The organism is Mycobacterium kansasii ATCC 12478 (genome assembly GCF_000157895.3).
Classification (GTDB): domain Bacteria; phylum Actinomycetota; class Actinomycetes; order Mycobacteriales; family Mycobacteriaceae; genus Mycobacterium; species Mycobacterium kansasii.
This window is the reverse complement of record NC_022663.1, coordinates 1,978,475-1,994,992: the sequence shown is the minus strand read 5'-3', so window position 1 is coordinate 1,994,992 and position 16,518 is coordinate 1,978,475. Positions and strand designations below refer to the sequence as shown.

Below are 16,518 nucleotides of genomic sequence, written 5' to 3'. Positions count from 1 at the left end.
AACCCGCGGATCAGGTGTCCGCGCGAGGCCCGTGGTTGGGCGGTGGGGACACAGCCGCGGCAGTGCCGCCATGCTTGCCCGACGGGCTTTCGCCGTTCGTTTGGGCCAGCAAGTCCCGGATCTCGGTGAGCAGGACCACCTGCGCGTCGTCCGCCTGCTCGACCTCGCCTTTTCTGCGCAGCCTGTTGTACGGCAGCACGATCAGGAAGTACACCACGGCGGCGATCAGCACAAAGTTGATGGCCGCCGACACGAGGATGTTCAAGTCGATGGCCTGACCGCCGCCGATGTCCAACCGCAAGATGCCGAAGCTGGTCTGCTGGTTGACACCGACCCGGGTTATCAACGGCGTGATGATGCTGTCGGTGAATTTGGTGACCAACGCCGTGAACGCGGTGCCGATGACCACCGCGACGGCCAGGTCGACGATGTTGCCCCGCGCGAGAAACTCCTTGAACCCTTTGAGCATGGGTAGCGCCTTTCACAGTCGATGTCGTCTGATCCTGTCCTGCATGCCGGGCCGTTGTCTCGGCACGTCGAAGGCAGACGGTATCTCAGATGCGGGTTGGCTCCAGGGGTGACGTGAGTATTCGTGGCCGGACCCTGGTTTGGGCCGATTCAATGCAAGGTCAGGGTCACCGTCTGCCCAAGCACCGCGCCTGCGACCGTATTCGCCAGGCGTGCCGGCAGGACGACCAACACGACGCGGTCATCGTGTGACTGAAGCTCCGGTTTGGCCGACACCAGCACGACGACGGCGTCGGTGGCCACGACCTTGCTCACCGGCGACGCAGCCGCCGGTGAGTCGGTAGCCGGCGCGGCAACTACGTCCACCACGTCGCCGACCCGGACAAGGTCGATCAGCGCGCTATCGGCCAGATGGAGCGGGACGATGCGGGCGCCGGGACCGGCCGTCGACTCGGCCAGTCGGCTGCCCAGGACCCGCACATCGGTGAGCACCTCGCCGCGTCGCGCCGGGCCCGCCAGCGTCGAGCCGACGACTGCACCCAGGTCGGTCTGTGATCCATCGGGAAGCGTTGCCGCCGAACGCGTTTCCAGCCGGATGTCGTTGTAGGTCAGGGCACTGCCCGGGCGCAGATCTCGAGCGGCGACCACCACCTTCGAACCGTCGGCGTCGGTATTCGACCGCAGCGCTGCTACGCCGGCCAACAAGACGAGCCCGCCGGCGGCGATGCGCCGGGCCAGAACGGTCCGGGTCCAGTCGGGACGCAGCAGCATCGTCAGGCGGCTGAACAGGGATGCGTTCAGCGATGGTTCGGCCACGTGCACACCGTATGCGCGAAGCAGCGCCGGCGATGCCGGTCAGGAAGCGGCCTGTGGATAACCGATCAGCTCGCGGCGGCCGCGGTAACTGGCGCGGCGGTGCTGGTGGACTTCTCTGCCGGGCTCGACGACTTGGTCTCGCTCGACGTGGACTCGCTCGACGACGAGCCGTTGGTCGAGCTCTTCGACTTCTTGTCGGTCTCGCGGCTGTCGGTGCGGTAAAAACCGCTGCCCTTGAATACGACGCCAACCGAGTTGAACAGCTTGCGCAGCCGACCGGAGCACTTCCCGCAAGTGGTCAGCGCTTCGTCGGTGAAGGCTTGCACAACGTCGAAGCGGTCGGCGCACTCGGTGCACGCGTAGCTGTAAGTCGGCACAAGAACCTCCGGATAATTCGGCTTGGGCTAGCACTCTACCTTCTCAAGTGCTAGAACCACCACGTGACATCAGTCATTCCCACACGGGAGCGCGATCAATCCGCGTGCGGGTGTGATGACGTGTGTCATTCGCACGTCGTGTGCTTCCTGCGGCAGGTCGTCGACCAATTCCTCGTCGCGGATCAGCGCAATCAGCCGTGTGTGCGGGTTCATCCCAGCCAGAGAGCGGTCGTAGAAACCAAGTCCCTTGCCCAGCCGCACACCCCGGCGGTCGACGGCCAGCGCCGGCACGAGTACCAGGTCGGCCTCGGCTACAGCCGATTCCTGAAGCCACGGTTCGGGCGGCTCCAGTAATCCCCACCGGCCCCGCACCAGCTCGCCGGGGCGGTACTCCCCCCACAACAGCGGCAACGGAACCTTGTCCGCGGCGACCCGGGCCACCGGCAACAGCACCCGTGCCGCGCAGCGCCGCAATGCCATGAGCATGTCGATCGACCCGGGCTCGCCGCCCACCGGCACATAGGCGCAGACCGTGGTGTGACAGCTCACTAACGGCTCCAGGTGCCGGGTGAACAGCCCAGCCTCGGTGGCGCGGACGTCGTCGGCAACCAGGCGACGCGCGGCCAGCACCCGTCGCCGCAACGCCGCCTTGCCCGCGCTTGTCACGCCCACAACGATGACAGGCGGGGATTTCGCCACTCCGAACCCACCCGGCAAATCCGGTGAGAGTTATCGTGTGAACGATGTCATCAGATGTTCCGGTCCCTTTCACGGCGATCGTCCCGGCAGCCGGCCTGGGCACGCGGTTTCTGCCGGCGACCAAGACGGTGCCCAAGGAGCTGTTGCCGGTGGTCGACACGCCCGGCATCGAGCTGGTGGCCGCCGAGGCGGCTGCCGCCGGTGCCGAGCGCCTGGTGATCGTCACCTCCGAGGGCAAGGACAGTGTGGTCGCCCATTTCGTCGAGGATCTGGTGCTCGAGGGAACCCTCGAGGCCCGCGGCAAGACGGCCATGCTGGCCAAGGTGCGCCGCGCTCCGGAGCTGATCAAGGTGGAGTCCGTGGTGCAGTCCGAGCCGCTGGGGCTCGGGCACGCCATCGGCTGCGTCGAGCCCGCGCTGGCGGCTGACGAGGACGCCGTCGCGGTGCTGCTGCCCGATGACCTGGTGCTGCCGACCGGGGTGCTGGAGACCATGTCGAAGGTTCGGGCCCGGCTGGGCGGCACGGTGTTGTGCGCCATCGAGGTGACGCCCGAGGAGATCAGCGCCTACGGGGTCTTCGACGTCGAACCGGCCCCGGATGCCGAGATGGCCGATGTGCTGAGGGTCAAGGGGATGGTCGAGAAGCCCAAGGCGCAGGACGCCCCGTCGATGTACGCGGCAGCCGGTCGCTATGTGCTCGACCGGGCGATCTTCGATGCGTTGCGCCGCATCAACCGCGGCACGGGCGGGGAAGTTCAGCTCACCGACGCCATTGCGCTGCTGATTGCCGAGGGCCATCCGGTGCACGTCGTCGTGCACCGGGGATCCCGACACGACTTGGGAAATCCCGGCGGCTACCTCAAGGCTGCGGTTGACTTTGCATTGGATCGTGACGATTACGGCCCGGAGTTGCGGCGATGGTTGGTGGCGCGATTGGGTCTGACCGAGCAGTAGCCGGGCAGAGTGGGGCGACCCGCCCTCGGGCCGACCCGGGTGATCGGGTCCAGCTCGCCCACCTGGCTCGACGGAAAGGCGCGCTGTGCGTTCTGTGGAGGAGCAGCAGGCCCGGATATCGGCCGCCGCAGTAGCCCCGAGACCGATCCGAGTCGCCATTGCCGAGGCGCAGGGTTTGATGTGCGCCGAAGAAGTGGTGACCGAGCGCCCGCTGCCCGGTTTCGACCAGGCCGCGATCGACGGCTACGCGGTGCGCAGCGTCGACGTGATGGGAGTCGGCCAAGACCTTGGCCCGGGGGCCACCGAGCTCTTTGCCGACGACGCGAGCCTCGAGGGTCGCGAGGTGGTGACCCTGCCGGTCATGGGCACCATCGAGGCCGGTGCGCGCACCCCGACGAGGCTGCAGCCACGGCAGGCGGCCCGGGTGCAGACCGGGGCCCCGCTGCCCACCTTGGCCGATACCGTGCTGCCGCTGAGGTGGACCGATGGCGGGATGTCGCGGGTGCGGGTGCTGCGCGGCGCGCCATCGGGTGCCTATGTGCGCCATGCCGGCGACGATGTGCAGCCCGGTGACGTCGCGGTGCGCGCCGGCACCATCATCGGCCCTGCGCAGGTGGGGCTGCTGGCCGCCGTGGGCCGGGAACGGGTTCTGGTGCACCCGCGTCCGCGGCTGTCGGTCATGGCCGTCGGTGGCGAGCTGGTCGACATCTGTCGGACCCCGGGCAACGGGCAGGTGTATGACGTCAACTCCTACGCCCTGGCCGCCGCCGGCCGGGATGCCGGGGCCGAGGTGAACCGGGTCGGTATCGTCAGCAACAACCCCAAGGAACTCGGCGAGATCGTCGAGGGTCAGCTCAACCGCGCGGAGCTGGTGGTGATCGCCGGCGGGGTCGGCGGCGCGGCCGCCGAAGCGGTGCGCGCGGTGCTGTCCGAACTCGGCGAGATGGAGGTCGTCCGCGTCGCGATGCATCCCGGATCTGTCCAGGGGTTCGGGCAGCTGGGGCGGGATCGGGTTCCGACGTTTCTGCTGCCGGCCAATCCGGTCAGCGCGCTGGTGGTTTTCGAGGTGATGGTCCGGCCGCTGATCCGGCTGTCGCTGGGCAAGCGACAGCCGATGCGCCGGATCGTGCAGGCCCGCACCTTGTCGCCGATTACCTCGGTGGCCGGGCGCAAGGGTTACCTGCGCGGTCAGCTGATGCGCGATCAGGACAGTGGCGAGTACCTGGTGCAGGCGCTGGGCGGGGCGGCGGGCGGATCGTCGCACCTGCTGGCCACCTTGGCCGAGGCCAACTGTCTGGTTGTGGTTCCCACCGGAGCAGAGCAGATCCGCACCGGCGAGATCGTCGACGTCGCCTTCCTGGCTCAGCACGGCTAGGCGCAACCGCGGCACCTTCTTGTGAACCTGTTGCGCTCGAGTTACCGGCATCCCGGGTGGCCGATGAACGTCGGGCCGCTGCGGGTCAGGGCCGGAGTGATCCGGTTGCGACCGGTCCGGATGCGCGACGGCGCGCAGTGGAGCCGGGTGCGGCAGGCCGATCGTGCACACCTGGAGCCGTGGGAGCCCAGCGCGGAAGGTGACTGGGCGCTTCGGCATTCGGTTGCCGCGTGGCCGGCGGTCTGTTCGGGTCTGCGTTCTGAGGCGCGCAGGGGCCGCATGCTGCCCTACGTCATCGAGCTCGACGGGAAGTTCTGCGGTCAATTGACCATTGGCAACGTCACTCACGGAGCGCTGCGATCGGCGTGGATCGGCTACTGGGTACCGAGCACGCATACCGGTGGTGGGGTGGCCACCGGAGCCTTGGCGCTGGGCCTCGACCACTGCTTTGGCCGGGTGGGACTGCATCGGGTGGAGGCCACCGTCCGTCCGGAGAATGCCGCGAGCCGTGCCGTTTTGGCAAAGGTCGGCTTTCGCGAAGAGGGGTTGTTGCGCCGTTACCTCGAGGTCGACTCGGCGTGGCGCGACCACCTGCTGGTGGCGATCACCATCGAGGAGGTCGACGGGTCGGTGGTGTCGAGGCTGATCCGCGCGGGGCGGGCCGGTTTGCCCTGACCCGGCGCCGCGGGGTGCGGTCAGCAAGGCCCGGGCCAGCTGCCGTCGGTCGGGAAAAGTGTGGCTGACGCGACACGTGTGACCAGTGGTGCTTGTGAGAGGCAAATTACAGGTGTGTAATTGCCTAAGGCGCATGACCGGCCGCGTCGGCCAACGATCTGCCGCGTGGAGAAAGGAGCAGGTCACCATGCCAAGCATCCCGCAGTCGCTCTTGTGGATATCGCTCGTGGTGCTCTGGCTGTTCGTGCTGGTACCCATGCTCATCAGCAAACGCGACGCGGTGCGGCGCACCAGCGACGTCGCCTTGGCGACCCGGGTGCTCAACGGCGGCGCCAGCGCGCGGCTGCTCAAGCGCACGGGTCCGGCTGCCGGTCATCGCAGCGACCCCCACTGGAAGCCCGAGGACGACTGGGGTCACGAGCCCGTCGGCCAGGCCGAAGACGACGCGGAGCAGGACACCGCTCCGGTCCATGACGTGGCGAGGGACGCCGAGGTTGCCGACGACGTCAGTCGCCCGGGGGCGGTCGTCTTGAAGGCTGGCGACGCGCGTGCGGCTCGCGGAACCGAGGTCGACAGGCCGGACTACCTGGACGTCGAGGTGGTCGAGGAGACCGCGGGGGCGCTTCCGGTCGGGGACAGCGCCCAAATGGCCGAGCCCACGCCGCTGTCAGTCGATGGCCGATCCGCTGTGGACGAACCCGCCGTCGACGACGACACCGCCGACGAGTCCGAACTCGACACCGCAGAACTGTTCGCCGTGCGAGCCGGCGACCGGGAACGTGCCGAGCGTGCCGATGACGAGTATGAATACGTCGAGGACTCGTCCGGTTTGGAACCGCCGGAGGATCCGCAGGACGACCATGACGCGCCGGCAAGTTTCATCCCGGGCGCCTCGCGGCGGCGCCGATTCGACACCAAGACCGCCGCCGCGGTGAGTGCGCGCAAGTACGCATTTCGCAAGCGCATGCTGATGGCGATGGCGCTGGTCCTGGTGGGGTCGGCGGTTGCGGCCTTCGAGGTGACGCCGCTGGCCTGGTGGTTGTGCGGTACCGCCACCGCGGTCACGGTGCTCTACCTGGCCTATCTTCGCCGGCAGACCCGGATCGAGGAGAAGGTGCGTCGTCGCCGGATGCACCGGATGGCGCGGGCGCGGGTCGGCGTGGAGAACGCACATGACCGCGACTACGACGTGGTGCCGTCCCGGCTGCGGCGTCCCGGCGCCGTGGTCCTGGAAATCGACGACGAGGACCCGATCTTCGAGCACCTCGACAACGCGGTGCCGATGCGGCACTACGGGTGGTCACGCGATCTGCCGCGCGCCGTCGGTCAGTAGGGCCGGCAGTTCGGCCATCGACTGCCGCGGCTGGTAGCCTGCTAGCGATCAGGGGCTATGGCGCAGTTGGTAGCGCGACTCGTTCGCATCGAGTAGGTCAGGGGTTCGAATCCCCTTAGCTCCACTCTGCAAAAGCGCAGCTGATCAGAACAATTCTCGTTAGCCAGGGCGCAATCCGGTTTTCGCCAGTACGCAGCAGATCGCATCGCCACGTCCCAATTCACCGCGACGGCGGCGAGGTTGTAGTCGAACGAGTCTGCTGACACGTCGAGGGTCATCGACGCCTTGGCGTATCCGAGCATGCGCTGCAACGCCTTGACGTTGGCCCCCCGCCGTCACCGCCAGGCTCGCGGCGGTGTTCGGGCGTCGTGCGGAGTGATTGACGGAAAGCTCTCGTCGGCTTTCTGGCACTTGGTCACCACCCCGGTGAACACCCGGGCGCCATTTGGAGTTACGCAGCACCCCGCCGGGCGTGTCGGCAAACACCAGATCGTTGCGGCCCTTGCCGACCATCAGCCCGGCAGCTCGTCGGCCAGCGTGGCTGGAAATGGCACTGAGCGACGTTCCCACGTCTTCGGTGTGCTCCACACCGGGGTGCCCGACTCGGTGACCGGTCGCCACACGTTCACGCGCCGCCGCAACGTGTCGAAGGACCCCACGTGGTCGATGTCCTGCCTCGCTACCCGACTAGACGGACGTACCGCTGGCCAAAGTAGAGCACCGCAACAACTCCGATACCGGCGTCGTCGACGAATTCGCCGAGGCGGAGGCGGCCGGCTGTTCCGCTGAACTGCTTCCACCAGAAGCGGGGAACGGATCGACTGCTCGGAATAGGCTCATAGTTGTGAGCGATCCAGCGAAGAACGGCGACGGAGGGTTTGCGCTCCATTTCGACGGCAAGCGCGGCCTAGTCGTCGGCTTCGTCGGCAACGTCCTATCGCTATTACCGCTATGACGACTGCGGAGGCCTAATCCGTGCGCCGCACAACCGTGTGTCGATCGAAGCCGTCGTAGGTAGCCAAGACTTTATTTTCTCCACTGACGGGCAAAGAGGAATAAGCGGTTGCCCAGTTTTCGCTCCCACTCGGGCTGGATTCGGGAACATCCTTGATCTGAGTGATCTGCATCCATGGCAAGTTCCCCGCTGGCTTGATCACCTGGGCGGTACTTTGCATGACGTGGCTGCTGCCGTACCCAGTGTCTCCGCGGTGAACCGAGCAGGCGACGTACTCCGTGCGCTCGCAGTGACCCCAAACGTGAGCACCACCATCGGACCCAACGAGCACGGCATCGAGGAAATTTTTCAAGCCCTCGACACGCTTGAAGCGTGGCGCGCTGCGCATGCCCGTCCCCTTCAGGCCGCGACCATGGGCCTGCGTTCGCGGGTAGCCACGATGGGCTGCTCGCAGATCGAGGTATCACAGCGGCTAGAACGCATTCCGACGATCATCGACAAACTGCGTCGCGAACCGGGCATGAACCTCGGGCGGATGGCAGACATCGGTGGCTGTCGAGCCGTTTTGCGCGACGTCGACGAGGTGCGGCGCGTACAGTCCCGCTACGCCGGCGCCGCCGTTACCGTCAGAACCAGGGATTACGTTGAGCAGCCAAAGTCGGACGGCTATCGCGCCGTACATGTGATCGTCCGCTACCACGGTCGCCTGATCGAGGTTCAGCTGCGAACGCAGGTGCAACACGAATGGGCCTATACGGTGGAGAGCGTTACGTCGCGCTTCGGGCTCGACATCAAGGCCGGTGGCGGGCCGCGGCCGGTGCATGACTGGTTCGTAGCGGTGTCAGAAGCGATGGCGCTGGAAGAATACGGTGAGCCGGTAGCGCCGGAGCTGTTGCGGCGTGTAGATACACTGAGGGCAGCCGCCCAGCCTTACCTGCAAGGAGTACGACGATGACTGCATCGCTGAATCACTTCTTGCTCGTCTTCGACCACAGCCGGGCCGAGCTGGTGGACCTGAAGAACTTCGGCACCGACGCGAAGAGTGCGATGGCGGAATACGCCCGCTTAGAGCGAGAGCACATGGGCAAGTCGGACGCGATTGAGATCGTGCTGATCGGTTCCGATTCACTGGAAACGGTAAAGGTCACGCACGCCAACTACTTCGATGGCACCGTTGCGGTCTCAAAGTATTTTGCTGGCATCTAAACGCCGGTCCCGTGCATCTGCAAGCCCGCCCCCTCACCCCGCCGCAGGCACAAAGACAAAATTGTTGACGTAGACGCCGCGGACCGCCCACGGGTCGTCCGGGCCGCCGATGTGTGCCGGGTTCTGATGCTGCGCCGGGTCGAACTCCTCGACCGCCCGCCGGGCGCCATCGAATTCGAAGTAGCCCGCATAGCCGAATCCGGTCAACAACGCGGTGATGTCGGCGACGGCGCCGGGGCGATGGCGTTCCTCGGCTTCCACCAGAATCACCGGCCGGTTGCGCCGGAGCGTTTCCGCGGCGCCGCGCACCACGGCCAGTTCGTGGCCCTCGACATCGATCTTGATCAGGCCGACGTCGTCCAACTGCAGATCGTCGAGGCGTTTGACCGGCACGTCGATGCTGTGGACGTCGCCGCCATCCACGTCGCTGAGCACGTTGTCGGTGTCGATGGTGCTTCGGCCCGGTTCGGATTCGACCACTCGCATGGCCATCACGCCGGGCCTGTCCGACAGCGCCACAGCTTCGACCCGCACCGCGGCGCCGACCGCTGCGAACATGGCCGCCAGATCGCGAGCCTGGGCGGGCCGGGGTTCGAACGCTATGACCGACCGCGACACCGGCAGCATCGCGATCGCGACCTCTCCGACGTCGGCTCCGATGTCCAGCGAAATGCGGTTCGGATCGCATAACGACGCTGCCAGCCGCGCGTCCGGGCTGGATTTGCCGAGGCGTTGTAGTAAGCGGTATTTCCGCCGCCAGAACAAGCGTGGCGCGACAGCTTTTGCTGCCGGGGCCAGCCGGCGTTTGACCGAGTGTGCTACGGACATTTGCCCTTTCTCCGGCAGTGTTTCCCCGCGATCACCGGCTGGGAATCCACGGCCATCCGCTACGGCTACGTCGTTGCTGGGCGTGAACATACGCTGCGGCGTGGATCCTACGCACTCCCGACCTGCTCTTCGAGGCGGGCGAACCACTGATACCTGCCGCGCGATCCGCCCGCCACTGTCAGGTAGCAGGGGCCGGCGCGGCATACCGCGAGTCAGCAAAATTCGCCATTGTTCGGCCTTACGCAGCGATCTTGACGCTACGTTGCACGGTGATGCTGCATAATGTGCTCGCGGTCAGCGCGGCGGGTGCGCAGTAGACAGTATCGGCCCTATTCGTGTGACGTCGGGTCAAGAAAGGGCAGTGGATGGATTTCCGCACCTTCGTTCAGACCCTCCTCACCCGCTGGAAACTCGTCGCGGCCGCGCTGCTGGCCTGTCTGGCCGGCGCGGCGGCCGTCACGATCTTCCAAAACAAGGCGTACCAATCGTCAGCCACCGTTCTCATCTCGATTGCCGGTGCGACCGACGTCACCGAGGTGTACTGGGGCGGGCAGGCCGCACAAGACCGGTTGTCGTCGTACGCCGAGATTGCCGGTGGGCGTGCCGTAGCAGAGCGCGCCGTGAGTCGGCTGCAACTCCCGATCAGCGGCGACGCCCTGGTGAGCAATACCCAGGTGAAATACACCCCGAAATCGATGCTGTTCACGATCACCGTCACCGATACCGATCCCAAGCGTGCTGCGCTGCTTGCGGGAGCGATGGCCGATTCGTTTGCCACGCTGGTCCCGACACTCGACGTCAACGCGCGTCCGCAGGGCTCTCCGCTGGGCAGGGACGCGCCGCAGCCGCCCAAGCCGATTCCGACCGCCACAGCGATCGTCGTCAAGCAGCCCGAGATACCCAGTCGTCCGAGCAGGCCGATGCCGTTGCGCAACATGGCGATGGGACTCACCGCCGGGGTGCTGCTCGGCATCGCGGTGGCACTGACCCGGGAGGCCAGCGATCGCACCGTCCGCAGCCGCGGGAAGCTGGAACAACTTTCCGGTCTGCCGACTTTGGCCGAGCTACCCGGAAAGCACGGCAGCACACCGCGATTCGGCACCGACGTCACGGCCGACGACGCGGTGCGCGGCTTGCGCACCCGACTGCTCAGGGCCATCGGACCCGAGGCCCGCCGGGTGCTGGTGGCGGCGCCGTTCGGCGGTGAAGGAACCACGACGACAGCGCTGAACTTGTCGCTGGCGCTTGCCGAACTCGGCGAAGACGTGCTGCTGGTCGAAGGCGATACCCGCCGGCCGGTGATCGCCGGTCTGCTGCGAGTCGAATCGGGGGAGGGACTGGCCAATGCGCTGGCCAACCCCGCTATTGCCGCCGAAACCGTGAAGCGGACGCCGATTTCGAAGCTGTTCATCCTCGCGTCCCGATTCGTCCGCCGCGAGACCTCGCCCTGCAGCGCCTATCTACCGGAAGTGATCGACACCGTGCTGGCGGACTTGTCGTCGCGTTTCGACCGAATGTTGGTCGACGGGCCGCCGGTGCTGGCTACAGCCGACACCGGTCTACTGGCGGGCGCCGTTCAAGCCACGGTGCTGGTGGTACGGGCGGGACGCACCACCGTCGATGAACTCAACGACGCACTGACCGCGCTGCGCGCTGCCGGCGCGCAGATCGCCGGCACCGTGCTGACCGACGCCCGAGTGCCCCGGCACACCAGAGCCGCGGCTCGGATATACCGGGCCAAGGTCAGCGGGACGCCGTGATTCTCTACGTAAGGGATCGCCATCGCCTGGTGACGGCCGGAGTAGTGCTGGCCGTTTTTCTGTTCGGGTGCTTTCTGGTCGGTGTGTTCGCGGTACGCCAGACCGGCCAGGGACTGATGCTCATCGCCGCGATATTCAGCCTGGTCGTGTACTGGGCAAAGCCCGAAGCGATGGTCTGGGTCGCGCTTTTCTGGGCGTTTGCGGCACTGCCGGCCGACTTGCACGTCGGCAAGGTCGTCGGCCCGGCGGTGATCTACGCCTACCAGGCGGCGCTGGTGCTGGCGATTTTTTACCTGACCCCCGTCGTGAAACCGCGGTTCTCCGACTTCGCGGTGCCGGGGCTGTTCGCGTTGATGGTGCTGTTTTCCACCGTCGCCGGATTGGCCACGGGACACGCCGCCTGGGTGGTGATCCGTGAATCGACGACGCTGCTCGAGATGGTCGCCGGGTTCATCCTCGCGTTGCTGATCGTGAAGGGCAATTACGTCAAAGGTTCGATCCACGCGATGGTCGTGATTCTGTGGTTTTCGGCGGCCATGGCGATCGTGGGTTCGTTTCATGCCGTCCGGCTCGCCGGCCGGGCAGAGACCCTGCAGGGCACCGGCGCCGGCGAGGCCCTCCGGATCATCCTGTCGGCCCAGACACCGGCCACCGCCGTGCTGACCGCCCTGATCGCCGCCGCGATCGTCGGGGGAGTCAGGCCCGCAATGTATCTGGCGCTGGGTCCTCCTGCGTTGATCATTACGCTGCTGTCATTCAGCCGAAACCCGTTGATCTCTTTCGCGGTGGCCGCCGTCGTCGCCGTACTTGCCGGCTTCAGCTGGTCGACCCTGCGCCGATCGGTCACCCTCACCGCGATCGGCGCGGTCGTCATAGCGGTGACGCTGGCGTGGTCGCTGTTTCTGCTGAAGGGTTCGTCGACCGGGGCGTGGGTCGCCGAGCAGTTCAGCGCATTCAATCGCCGGGTGCTCGGCGGCGTTTCGACGGGTGCGCTCGCGGTGGACCCATCGACGCTGGACAGGCTGCGAGAAGTGGACAACCTCGACCGCGCAATCGCCCAGGCGCCGGTGTTCGGCCACGGTCTGGGTTACGCCTACCAGCTGCCCTACGGGAGTGACCCGAACGAGTTCACCATGAAGTTCTATCCGACCTACTCCCACCTGTTCTACCTGTGGTGGCTCGCCAAAGCCGGGGTGGTGGGCATGGCGGCGTTTGCCGTGTTCGCACTGACGCCGTTGGTCCGGGCGCTACGCCGGGCCTCGGCGCCGGCGAAGGTCAGTGCGGCGGTCAGCGCCGGCCTGCTCGCGATGTCCACCGTGTGGCCGTTGCCGGAGATGCCGACGGACGCGGTTTCGCTTGGTCTGGCCCTGGGCGCGACGATGGCGTACGCCGGTGCGCGGCCCACGGGCCCGGTTGCGGACGAGACGGCCGCCAACCGGGCGCCGGCTCGCACCGGTGAACACGGGTGAATTGGGCGGAAGAGATTTCGGTGCCGGACCCGCTGCGGGTGCTGGTGGTGGGTCCGGCACCGATCGCGGCGGACAGCCGGGGCGGCATGGCTGCGGTGATCGCGCTCATGGCGGCACATCCCGACGAGCGAATCCGCATCACGGTGGTGCCGACGTTCGTCGACGAACCCCGGTGGCGGCGGCTGTGGGTCGGTGTCCAAGGAATGGTGCGCGCCACCTGGCTGGTGCTGCGCGGGCACACTGATGTTCTGCACGTTCACCTGGCGCATGGCGGCAGCGTGATCCGCAAGGCATTGCCGCTGTGGGCGGCGCGGCTGACCGGCATACCTACCGTGGTGCACGCCCACAGCTACGACTTCGGCGGCTGGTTCGATCGACTGCCGCCGCTGGTCCGGGCAGCGGTACGGCGCATGCTGGCCGCCGATTGCTGGCTGGTGCTGGGCGAGCGTCACGTCGCGGAGTACGCCAGCCGGCTGCGGCTGGCCGACAGTCGAATCGGTCTGTTACACAACGCAGTCCGGATTCCCGACACACCGGTGACGCAATTCGGCGCGGAGCCGGTCCATGCGGTGTCGTTGGGTCGGCTGGGGGCACGCAAGGGCAGCTACGACGTGATCGCCGCCGTCGCCTCGCTCGACGCAACGGTTCGCCGCCGGCTGCGGGTGACGCTGGCCGGCGACGGCGAGGTCCACGAGGTGCGCGCGGCGGTCAGCAGCGCCGGAATGGGTGCGACGATCCGCGTGGCGGGCTGGCTGGACTCCGCGGCACGCGACGAATTACTCAGTAGCGCACATATTTTCGTGTTGCCCAGCTACAACGAAGGTCTGCCGGTGGCGCTGCTGGAGGCGATGGCGTACGGGCTGGCGCCGGTGACCACGATGGTGGGCAGTATGGGGGAGGTGGTCAGTGATCGCGTCGACGGTCTGATCGTCGGCCCCGGCTGCCCCGGTGAGATTGCCGAGGCGCTGAGCGCACTGGTGACCGACGAACAGTTGCGGGCGCACCTGGGCAGCGCCGCACGCGAGCGGGCGAGCGACTTCGGACTCGACCGCTGGTATCAACAGCTGACGCAGCTGTGGACCCGCCTGGCGAGCACGCCGGCAGCGCTTTCGCGGTAGGTGGTTCGTGTCGACCGTATCGGTGAACCGGCTAAATTCAGTTGCCACACCTTCGCACAGACGGGAAGCGCCGCGTTGACGCAAAGCGAAGAGTCCGCCGAGCAGTTCTTCGAATTGCAGACGGAGTCCAACAAAGAGTATTGGCGCCGGCTGGGAGTCGCGGCCCCGGACTGGACCGGCAAACGCGTGCTCGATGTCGGCTGTGGCCTCGGAGCGCTGTCCATCGAAATGGCTCAAGCGGGGGCCAGTGTGCTGGGCGTCGATCTGGACGAGAACCTCATCGCATTCGCCAACCGCAAGGTGGCGCAGGAATTTCCGCAGTTGCTCGACCGCGTGACATTTCGAGCGGCCGATGCGATGTCCCTGCCGGTAGCCGAACCGTTCGATGTGATCGTTTCCAAGGACACCTTCGAGCATGCCCCGGACGTCGCGTCGTTGCTGAAGGCGCTCGACAAGCAACTGGCCCGGCCACAGGGAATCCTCTACGCAGGTTTCAGCCCGCTGTATTACAGCCCCTACGGCGACCATGGTCGCACCGGGCTGAAAGTGCCGTGGGCGCATGCGGTTTTGCCCAAGCGCGTGGTGTATGCGGCCGCGGCCCGGCACAACGGACATCCGGTGGGCTCGCTCTTGGACATCGGCCTCAACGGCAATACCCCCGACCAGTTCCGGGCCGCGTTCGACGACAGCGGGCTGCGGATCATTCGCCTCGCCTACAACTGCGGCGACAAGCGGTTGCTGCCGGTACTCGAGAAAGCTCGCAAGCGGTTCCGGCGGCTCGATCGATTTACCACCGTCAGCATTTATGCCGTCTTCGCTGTCTGATCGCCATAAGTCGATCCGGCCGGAATTGTTCAGCCTTGTTTTCGGTCCGAATAAATCACCCTCTTGCGGCCGCCGGCTCGACCGATTACTCTCGCTACGCGGCACTTGCCGGCTGCAGCTGTTTCGAACGCCGCAATGCAGATTCACGGACGGGCGACCTCAAAGAGTCGGGGCGGATGTCAACCTGGTTGCGGGATGCCGCTACGGGCGTCAATTCCAGGCGATCGTTGTCCGGTCGTGCTCGGGCACGACGGTGGCGGCACCTCATCGAGACCTTCCCGTCGCTCCGGGAAATGCGAGTGCTGGACCTCGGCGGAACACCCGAGTCGTGGCGATTGGCGCCGGTGCTGCCGAAATCGGTCACCGTGGTAAACCTGCTGCCGCAGGAGTCGCCGGTCGACGGCGTTGTCGCGATCCAGGCAGACGCGTGCGACCTGCCCGGCTCGGTCGCGAGCGACCACTTCGATCTGGTGTACTCCAATTCGCTGCTCGAGCATGTGGGCGGCCACGTGCGGCGCCAACGAATGGCTGACAACGTCCGCTCGCTGGCCGACCGCCATTGGGTACAGACGCCATATCGCTATTTTCCGATCGAACCGCACTGGCTTTTTCCCGGTATGCAATGGTTGCCCTACGAGGCGCGCGTGCAGATATCGTTGCACTGGAACCGCGGCCACATTCGGACCCACACTCGTGCAGAGGCGCAGGAACAAGTCGACGAGATTGATTTGATTGGTATTTCGCAGATGCGTCGATACTTCCCGTCATCGACCATCTGGTACGAACGATTTGCCGGATTGATCAAGTCGTTGGTCGCCATTCAAACCGGACCGGCGTAGGTCTTTCGGTCGCCGGGATTCCTGCGGCGCCGACGGCAGGAACCCCGCGAGGCTTGTTCAACCCTCGGCCGTGGCTGGCTGCGACTTGCGTATGACGTAGGTGAGATTGTTGTGCCGCCAGGCTAGAGCACCAAACGACAAGGCCGACAAGGCTTTCGCGTATGCCCGAATCGCCCGGACCCGGGCACCGGTGCCGCGTACATAGTAGGTGTGGCCGCGCTCTTCCAAGATTGAGCATCCGTTTCTGCTGCAGAAGTCGCGTATCCCGTCACGGGAAATGAGGGGCGCATAGTAGGTGGGAAACGGCGAGTGGCCGGGCTTTCCAGCACCCGGGTACCGAACGAAGTACCGGTAATAAGCGATGTGAACCCGGAAGGGCATGCGCCTGGCGGTCCAGCCGTATACCGAGTCCCGGTCCGGGATCCGCAGCACCAGCAGTCCATTCGGCTTGAGCCCGTTGAGCATGTTCACCAGCGCGCTCTCGGCCTCAGGTATGTGCTCGAGAACGAATGAGTTGTAGATGACGTCGTAGCGGCCGGCCGGAATGGTCGCCGGCAGCGTCAGGTCGCCGATGATCGCCTCGTCCAGGTCTCCCATCTTGTCGATACGGCTTTGGAGCGCATCAGCATCGAGGTCGATACCGGTCAGCCGATAGTCGACGCCTTCGAGATCGAGCGGCCAGTCGAGCCCGCAACCGGCTTCGAGGATTTCCAGTGGGCCGCCAAGCCCTTTGATGATCGACGAAACGAGCGTCACTTCCTCGTTGTAGGTGTCGACGGTCTTCAACTCCGTCCGAGTACTCACTTGGTCCTCCGCACGTTT

17 protein-coding genes and 1 tRNA gene are annotated in these 16,518 nt (G+C 66.2%); 12 read left to right on the top strand and 6 right to left on the bottom strand.

Annotated elements, in window-relative coordinates; translation table 11 throughout:
* Positions 1 to 10 precede the first annotated feature (10 nt).
* The 4 genes from mscL to MKAN_RS08430 all read right to left on the bottom strand — a co-directional run bounded on the left by mscL (position 11) and on the right by MKAN_RS08430 (position 2,327).
* On the bottom strand, positions 11 to 469 hold the full coding sequence (gene mscL / locus MKAN_RS08445) for a large-conductance mechanosensitive channel protein MscL (RefSeq protein WP_023367221.1): 459 nt from the start codon (positions 467 to 469) through the stop codon (positions 11 to 13).
* Between the two features lie 149 nt (positions 470 to 618).
* The gene (locus tag MKAN_RS08440) at positions 619 to 1,284 is read right to left on the bottom strand and encodes an SAF domain-containing protein (RefSeq protein WP_036393851.1); all 666 of its coding nucleotides are present in this window, start codon (positions 1,282 to 1,284) and stop codon (positions 619 to 621) included.
* Between the two features lie 65 nt (positions 1,285 to 1,349).
* Positions 1,350 to 1,661: an FmdB family zinc ribbon protein gene (locus tag MKAN_RS08435; RefSeq protein WP_023367217.1), complete on the bottom strand. Its 312-nt coding sequence runs from the start codon at positions 1,659 to 1,661 to the stop codon at positions 1,350 to 1,352.
* A 69-nt stretch (positions 1,662 to 1,730) separates the two neighbouring features.
* Positions 1,731 to 2,327 carry a 5-formyltetrahydrofolate cyclo-ligase gene (locus MKAN_RS08430; RefSeq protein WP_036393849.1) on the bottom strand — a complete coding sequence of 199 codons (597 nt, stop codon included), beginning with the start codon at positions 2,325 to 2,327 and terminating at the stop codon, positions 1,731 to 1,733.
* A 77-nt stretch (positions 2,328 to 2,404) separates the two neighbouring features.
* Here MKAN_RS08430 and MKAN_RS08425 point away from each other — a divergent pair, with 77 nt between their 5' ends.
* From MKAN_RS08425 to MKAN_RS08385, 7 genes are all read left to right on the top strand, one after another.
* Positions 2,405 to 3,313 (top strand): UTP--glucose-1-phosphate uridylyltransferase, encoded by a 909-nt coding sequence (locus MKAN_RS08425; RefSeq protein WP_023367213.1) that lies wholly within the window; start codon positions 2,405 to 2,407, stop codon positions 3,311 to 3,313.
* A gap of 85 nt (positions 3,314 to 3,398) precedes the next feature.
* Positions 3,399 to 4,688, top strand: coding sequence for a molybdotransferase-like divisome protein Glp (gene glp, locus MKAN_RS08420; RefSeq protein WP_023367211.1), 1,290 nt, complete (start codon positions 3,399 to 3,401; stop codon positions 4,686 to 4,688).
* 21 nt (positions 4,689 to 4,709) lie between these two features.
* Positions 4,710 to 5,363 carry a GNAT family N-acetyltransferase gene (locus MKAN_RS08415; protein ID WP_080674044.1) on the top strand — a complete coding sequence of 218 codons (654 nt, stop codon included), beginning with the start codon at positions 4,710 to 4,712 and terminating at the stop codon, positions 5,361 to 5,363.
* A 187-nt stretch (positions 5,364 to 5,550) separates the two neighbouring features.
* The gene (gene sepX / locus MKAN_RS08410) at positions 5,551 to 6,696 is read left to right on the top strand and encodes a divisome protein SepX/GlpR (protein WP_036393847.1); all 1,146 of its coding nucleotides are present in this window, start codon (positions 5,551 to 5,553) and stop codon (positions 6,694 to 6,696) included.
* A 51-nt stretch (positions 6,697 to 6,747) separates the two neighbouring features.
* Positions 6,748 to 6,820: transfer RNA gene (locus MKAN_RS08405), tRNA-Ala, on the top strand.
* A gap of 1,132 nt (positions 6,821 to 7,952) precedes the next feature.
* Positions 7,953 to 8,606, top strand: a complete 654-nt coding sequence (locus MKAN_RS08390) for a RelA/SpoT domain-containing protein (RefSeq protein WP_023367202.1) — start codon at positions 7,953 to 7,955, stop codon at positions 8,604 to 8,606.
* Positions 8,603 to 8,857 (top strand): hypothetical protein, encoded by a 255-nt coding sequence (locus tag MKAN_RS08385; RefSeq protein WP_023367200.1) that lies wholly within the window; start codon positions 8,603 to 8,605, stop codon positions 8,855 to 8,857. Before MKAN_RS08390 ends, MKAN_RS08385 begins: the two co-directional genes overlap by 4 nt.
* Before the next feature lie 33 nt (positions 8,858 to 8,890).
* Here MKAN_RS08385 and MKAN_RS08380 read toward each other — a convergent pair whose 3' ends face one another.
* Positions 8,891 to 9,685, bottom strand: a complete 795-nt coding sequence (locus tag MKAN_RS08380) for an FkbM family methyltransferase (protein ID WP_036393567.1) — start codon at positions 9,683 to 9,685, stop codon at positions 8,891 to 8,893.
* A 365-nt stretch (positions 9,686 to 10,050) separates the two neighbouring features.
* Between MKAN_RS08380 and MKAN_RS08375 the strand changes: the two genes are divergently transcribed.
* The 5 genes from MKAN_RS08375 (at position 10,051) to MKAN_RS08355 (ending at position 15,696) form a co-directional block, all read left to right on the top strand.
* Entirely contained in the window at positions 10,051 to 11,445 is a 1,395-nt protein-coding gene (locus MKAN_RS08375; RefSeq protein WP_023367196.1) for a tyrosine-protein kinase domain-containing protein, read from the top strand.
* Positions 11,442 to 12,914: an O-antigen ligase family protein gene (locus MKAN_RS08370; protein WP_023367193.1), complete on the top strand. Its 1,473-nt coding sequence runs from the start codon at positions 11,442 to 11,444 to the stop codon at positions 12,912 to 12,914. Before MKAN_RS08375 ends, MKAN_RS08370 begins: the two co-directional genes overlap by 4 nt.
* Positions 12,911 to 14,032 (top strand): glycosyltransferase family 4 protein, encoded by a 1,122-nt coding sequence (locus tag MKAN_RS08365; RefSeq protein ID WP_023367191.1) that lies wholly within the window; start codon positions 12,911 to 12,913, stop codon positions 14,030 to 14,032. Before MKAN_RS08370 ends, MKAN_RS08365 begins: the two co-directional genes overlap by 4 nt.
* A 75-nt stretch (positions 14,033 to 14,107) precedes the next feature.
* Positions 14,108 to 14,857, top strand: coding sequence for a class I SAM-dependent methyltransferase (locus MKAN_RS08360; RefSeq protein ID WP_036393842.1), 750 nt, complete (start codon positions 14,108 to 14,110; stop codon positions 14,855 to 14,857).
* Between the two features lie 176 nt (positions 14,858 to 15,033).
* Entirely contained in the window at positions 15,034 to 15,696 is a 663-nt protein-coding gene (locus MKAN_RS08355; protein WP_023367187.1) for a class I SAM-dependent methyltransferase, read from the top strand.
* A gap of 57 nt (positions 15,697 to 15,753) precedes the next feature.
* Here the strand turns inward: MKAN_RS08355 and MKAN_RS08350 are convergent, their stop codons facing one another.
* Positions 15,754 to 16,500, bottom strand: coding sequence for a class I SAM-dependent methyltransferase (locus tag MKAN_RS08350; protein WP_023367185.1), 747 nt, complete (start codon positions 16,498 to 16,500; stop codon positions 15,754 to 15,756).
* Positions 16,501 to 16,518: the final 18 nt, after the last annotated feature.

Coding starts and splice junctions, on each gene's coding strand:
- sepX (WP_036393847.1), top strand. CDS start 5,551: ATGCCAAGCATCCCGCAGTCGCTCTTGTGGATATCGCTCGTGGTGCTC.
- mscL (WP_023367221.1), bottom strand. CDS start 469: ATGCTCAAAGGGTTCAAGGAGTTTCTCGCGCGGGGCAACATCGTCGAC.
- MKAN_RS08385 (WP_023367200.1), top strand. CDS start 8,603: ATGACTGCATCGCTGAATCACTTCTTGCTCGTCTTCGACCACAGCCGG.
- MKAN_RS08380 (WP_036393567.1), bottom strand. CDS start 9,685: ATGTCCGTAGCACACTCGGTCAAACGCCGGCTGGCCCCGGCAGCAAAA.
- MKAN_RS08355 (WP_023367187.1), top strand. CDS start 15,034: ATGTCAACCTGGTTGCGGGATGCCGCTACGGGCGTCAATTCCAGGCGA.
- MKAN_RS08375 (WP_023367196.1), top strand. CDS start 10,051: ATGGATTTCCGCACCTTCGTTCAGACCCTCCTCACCCGCTGGAAACTC.
- MKAN_RS08425 (WP_023367213.1), top strand. CDS start 2,405: ATGTCATCAGATGTTCCGGTCCCTTTCACGGCGATCGTCCCGGCAGCC.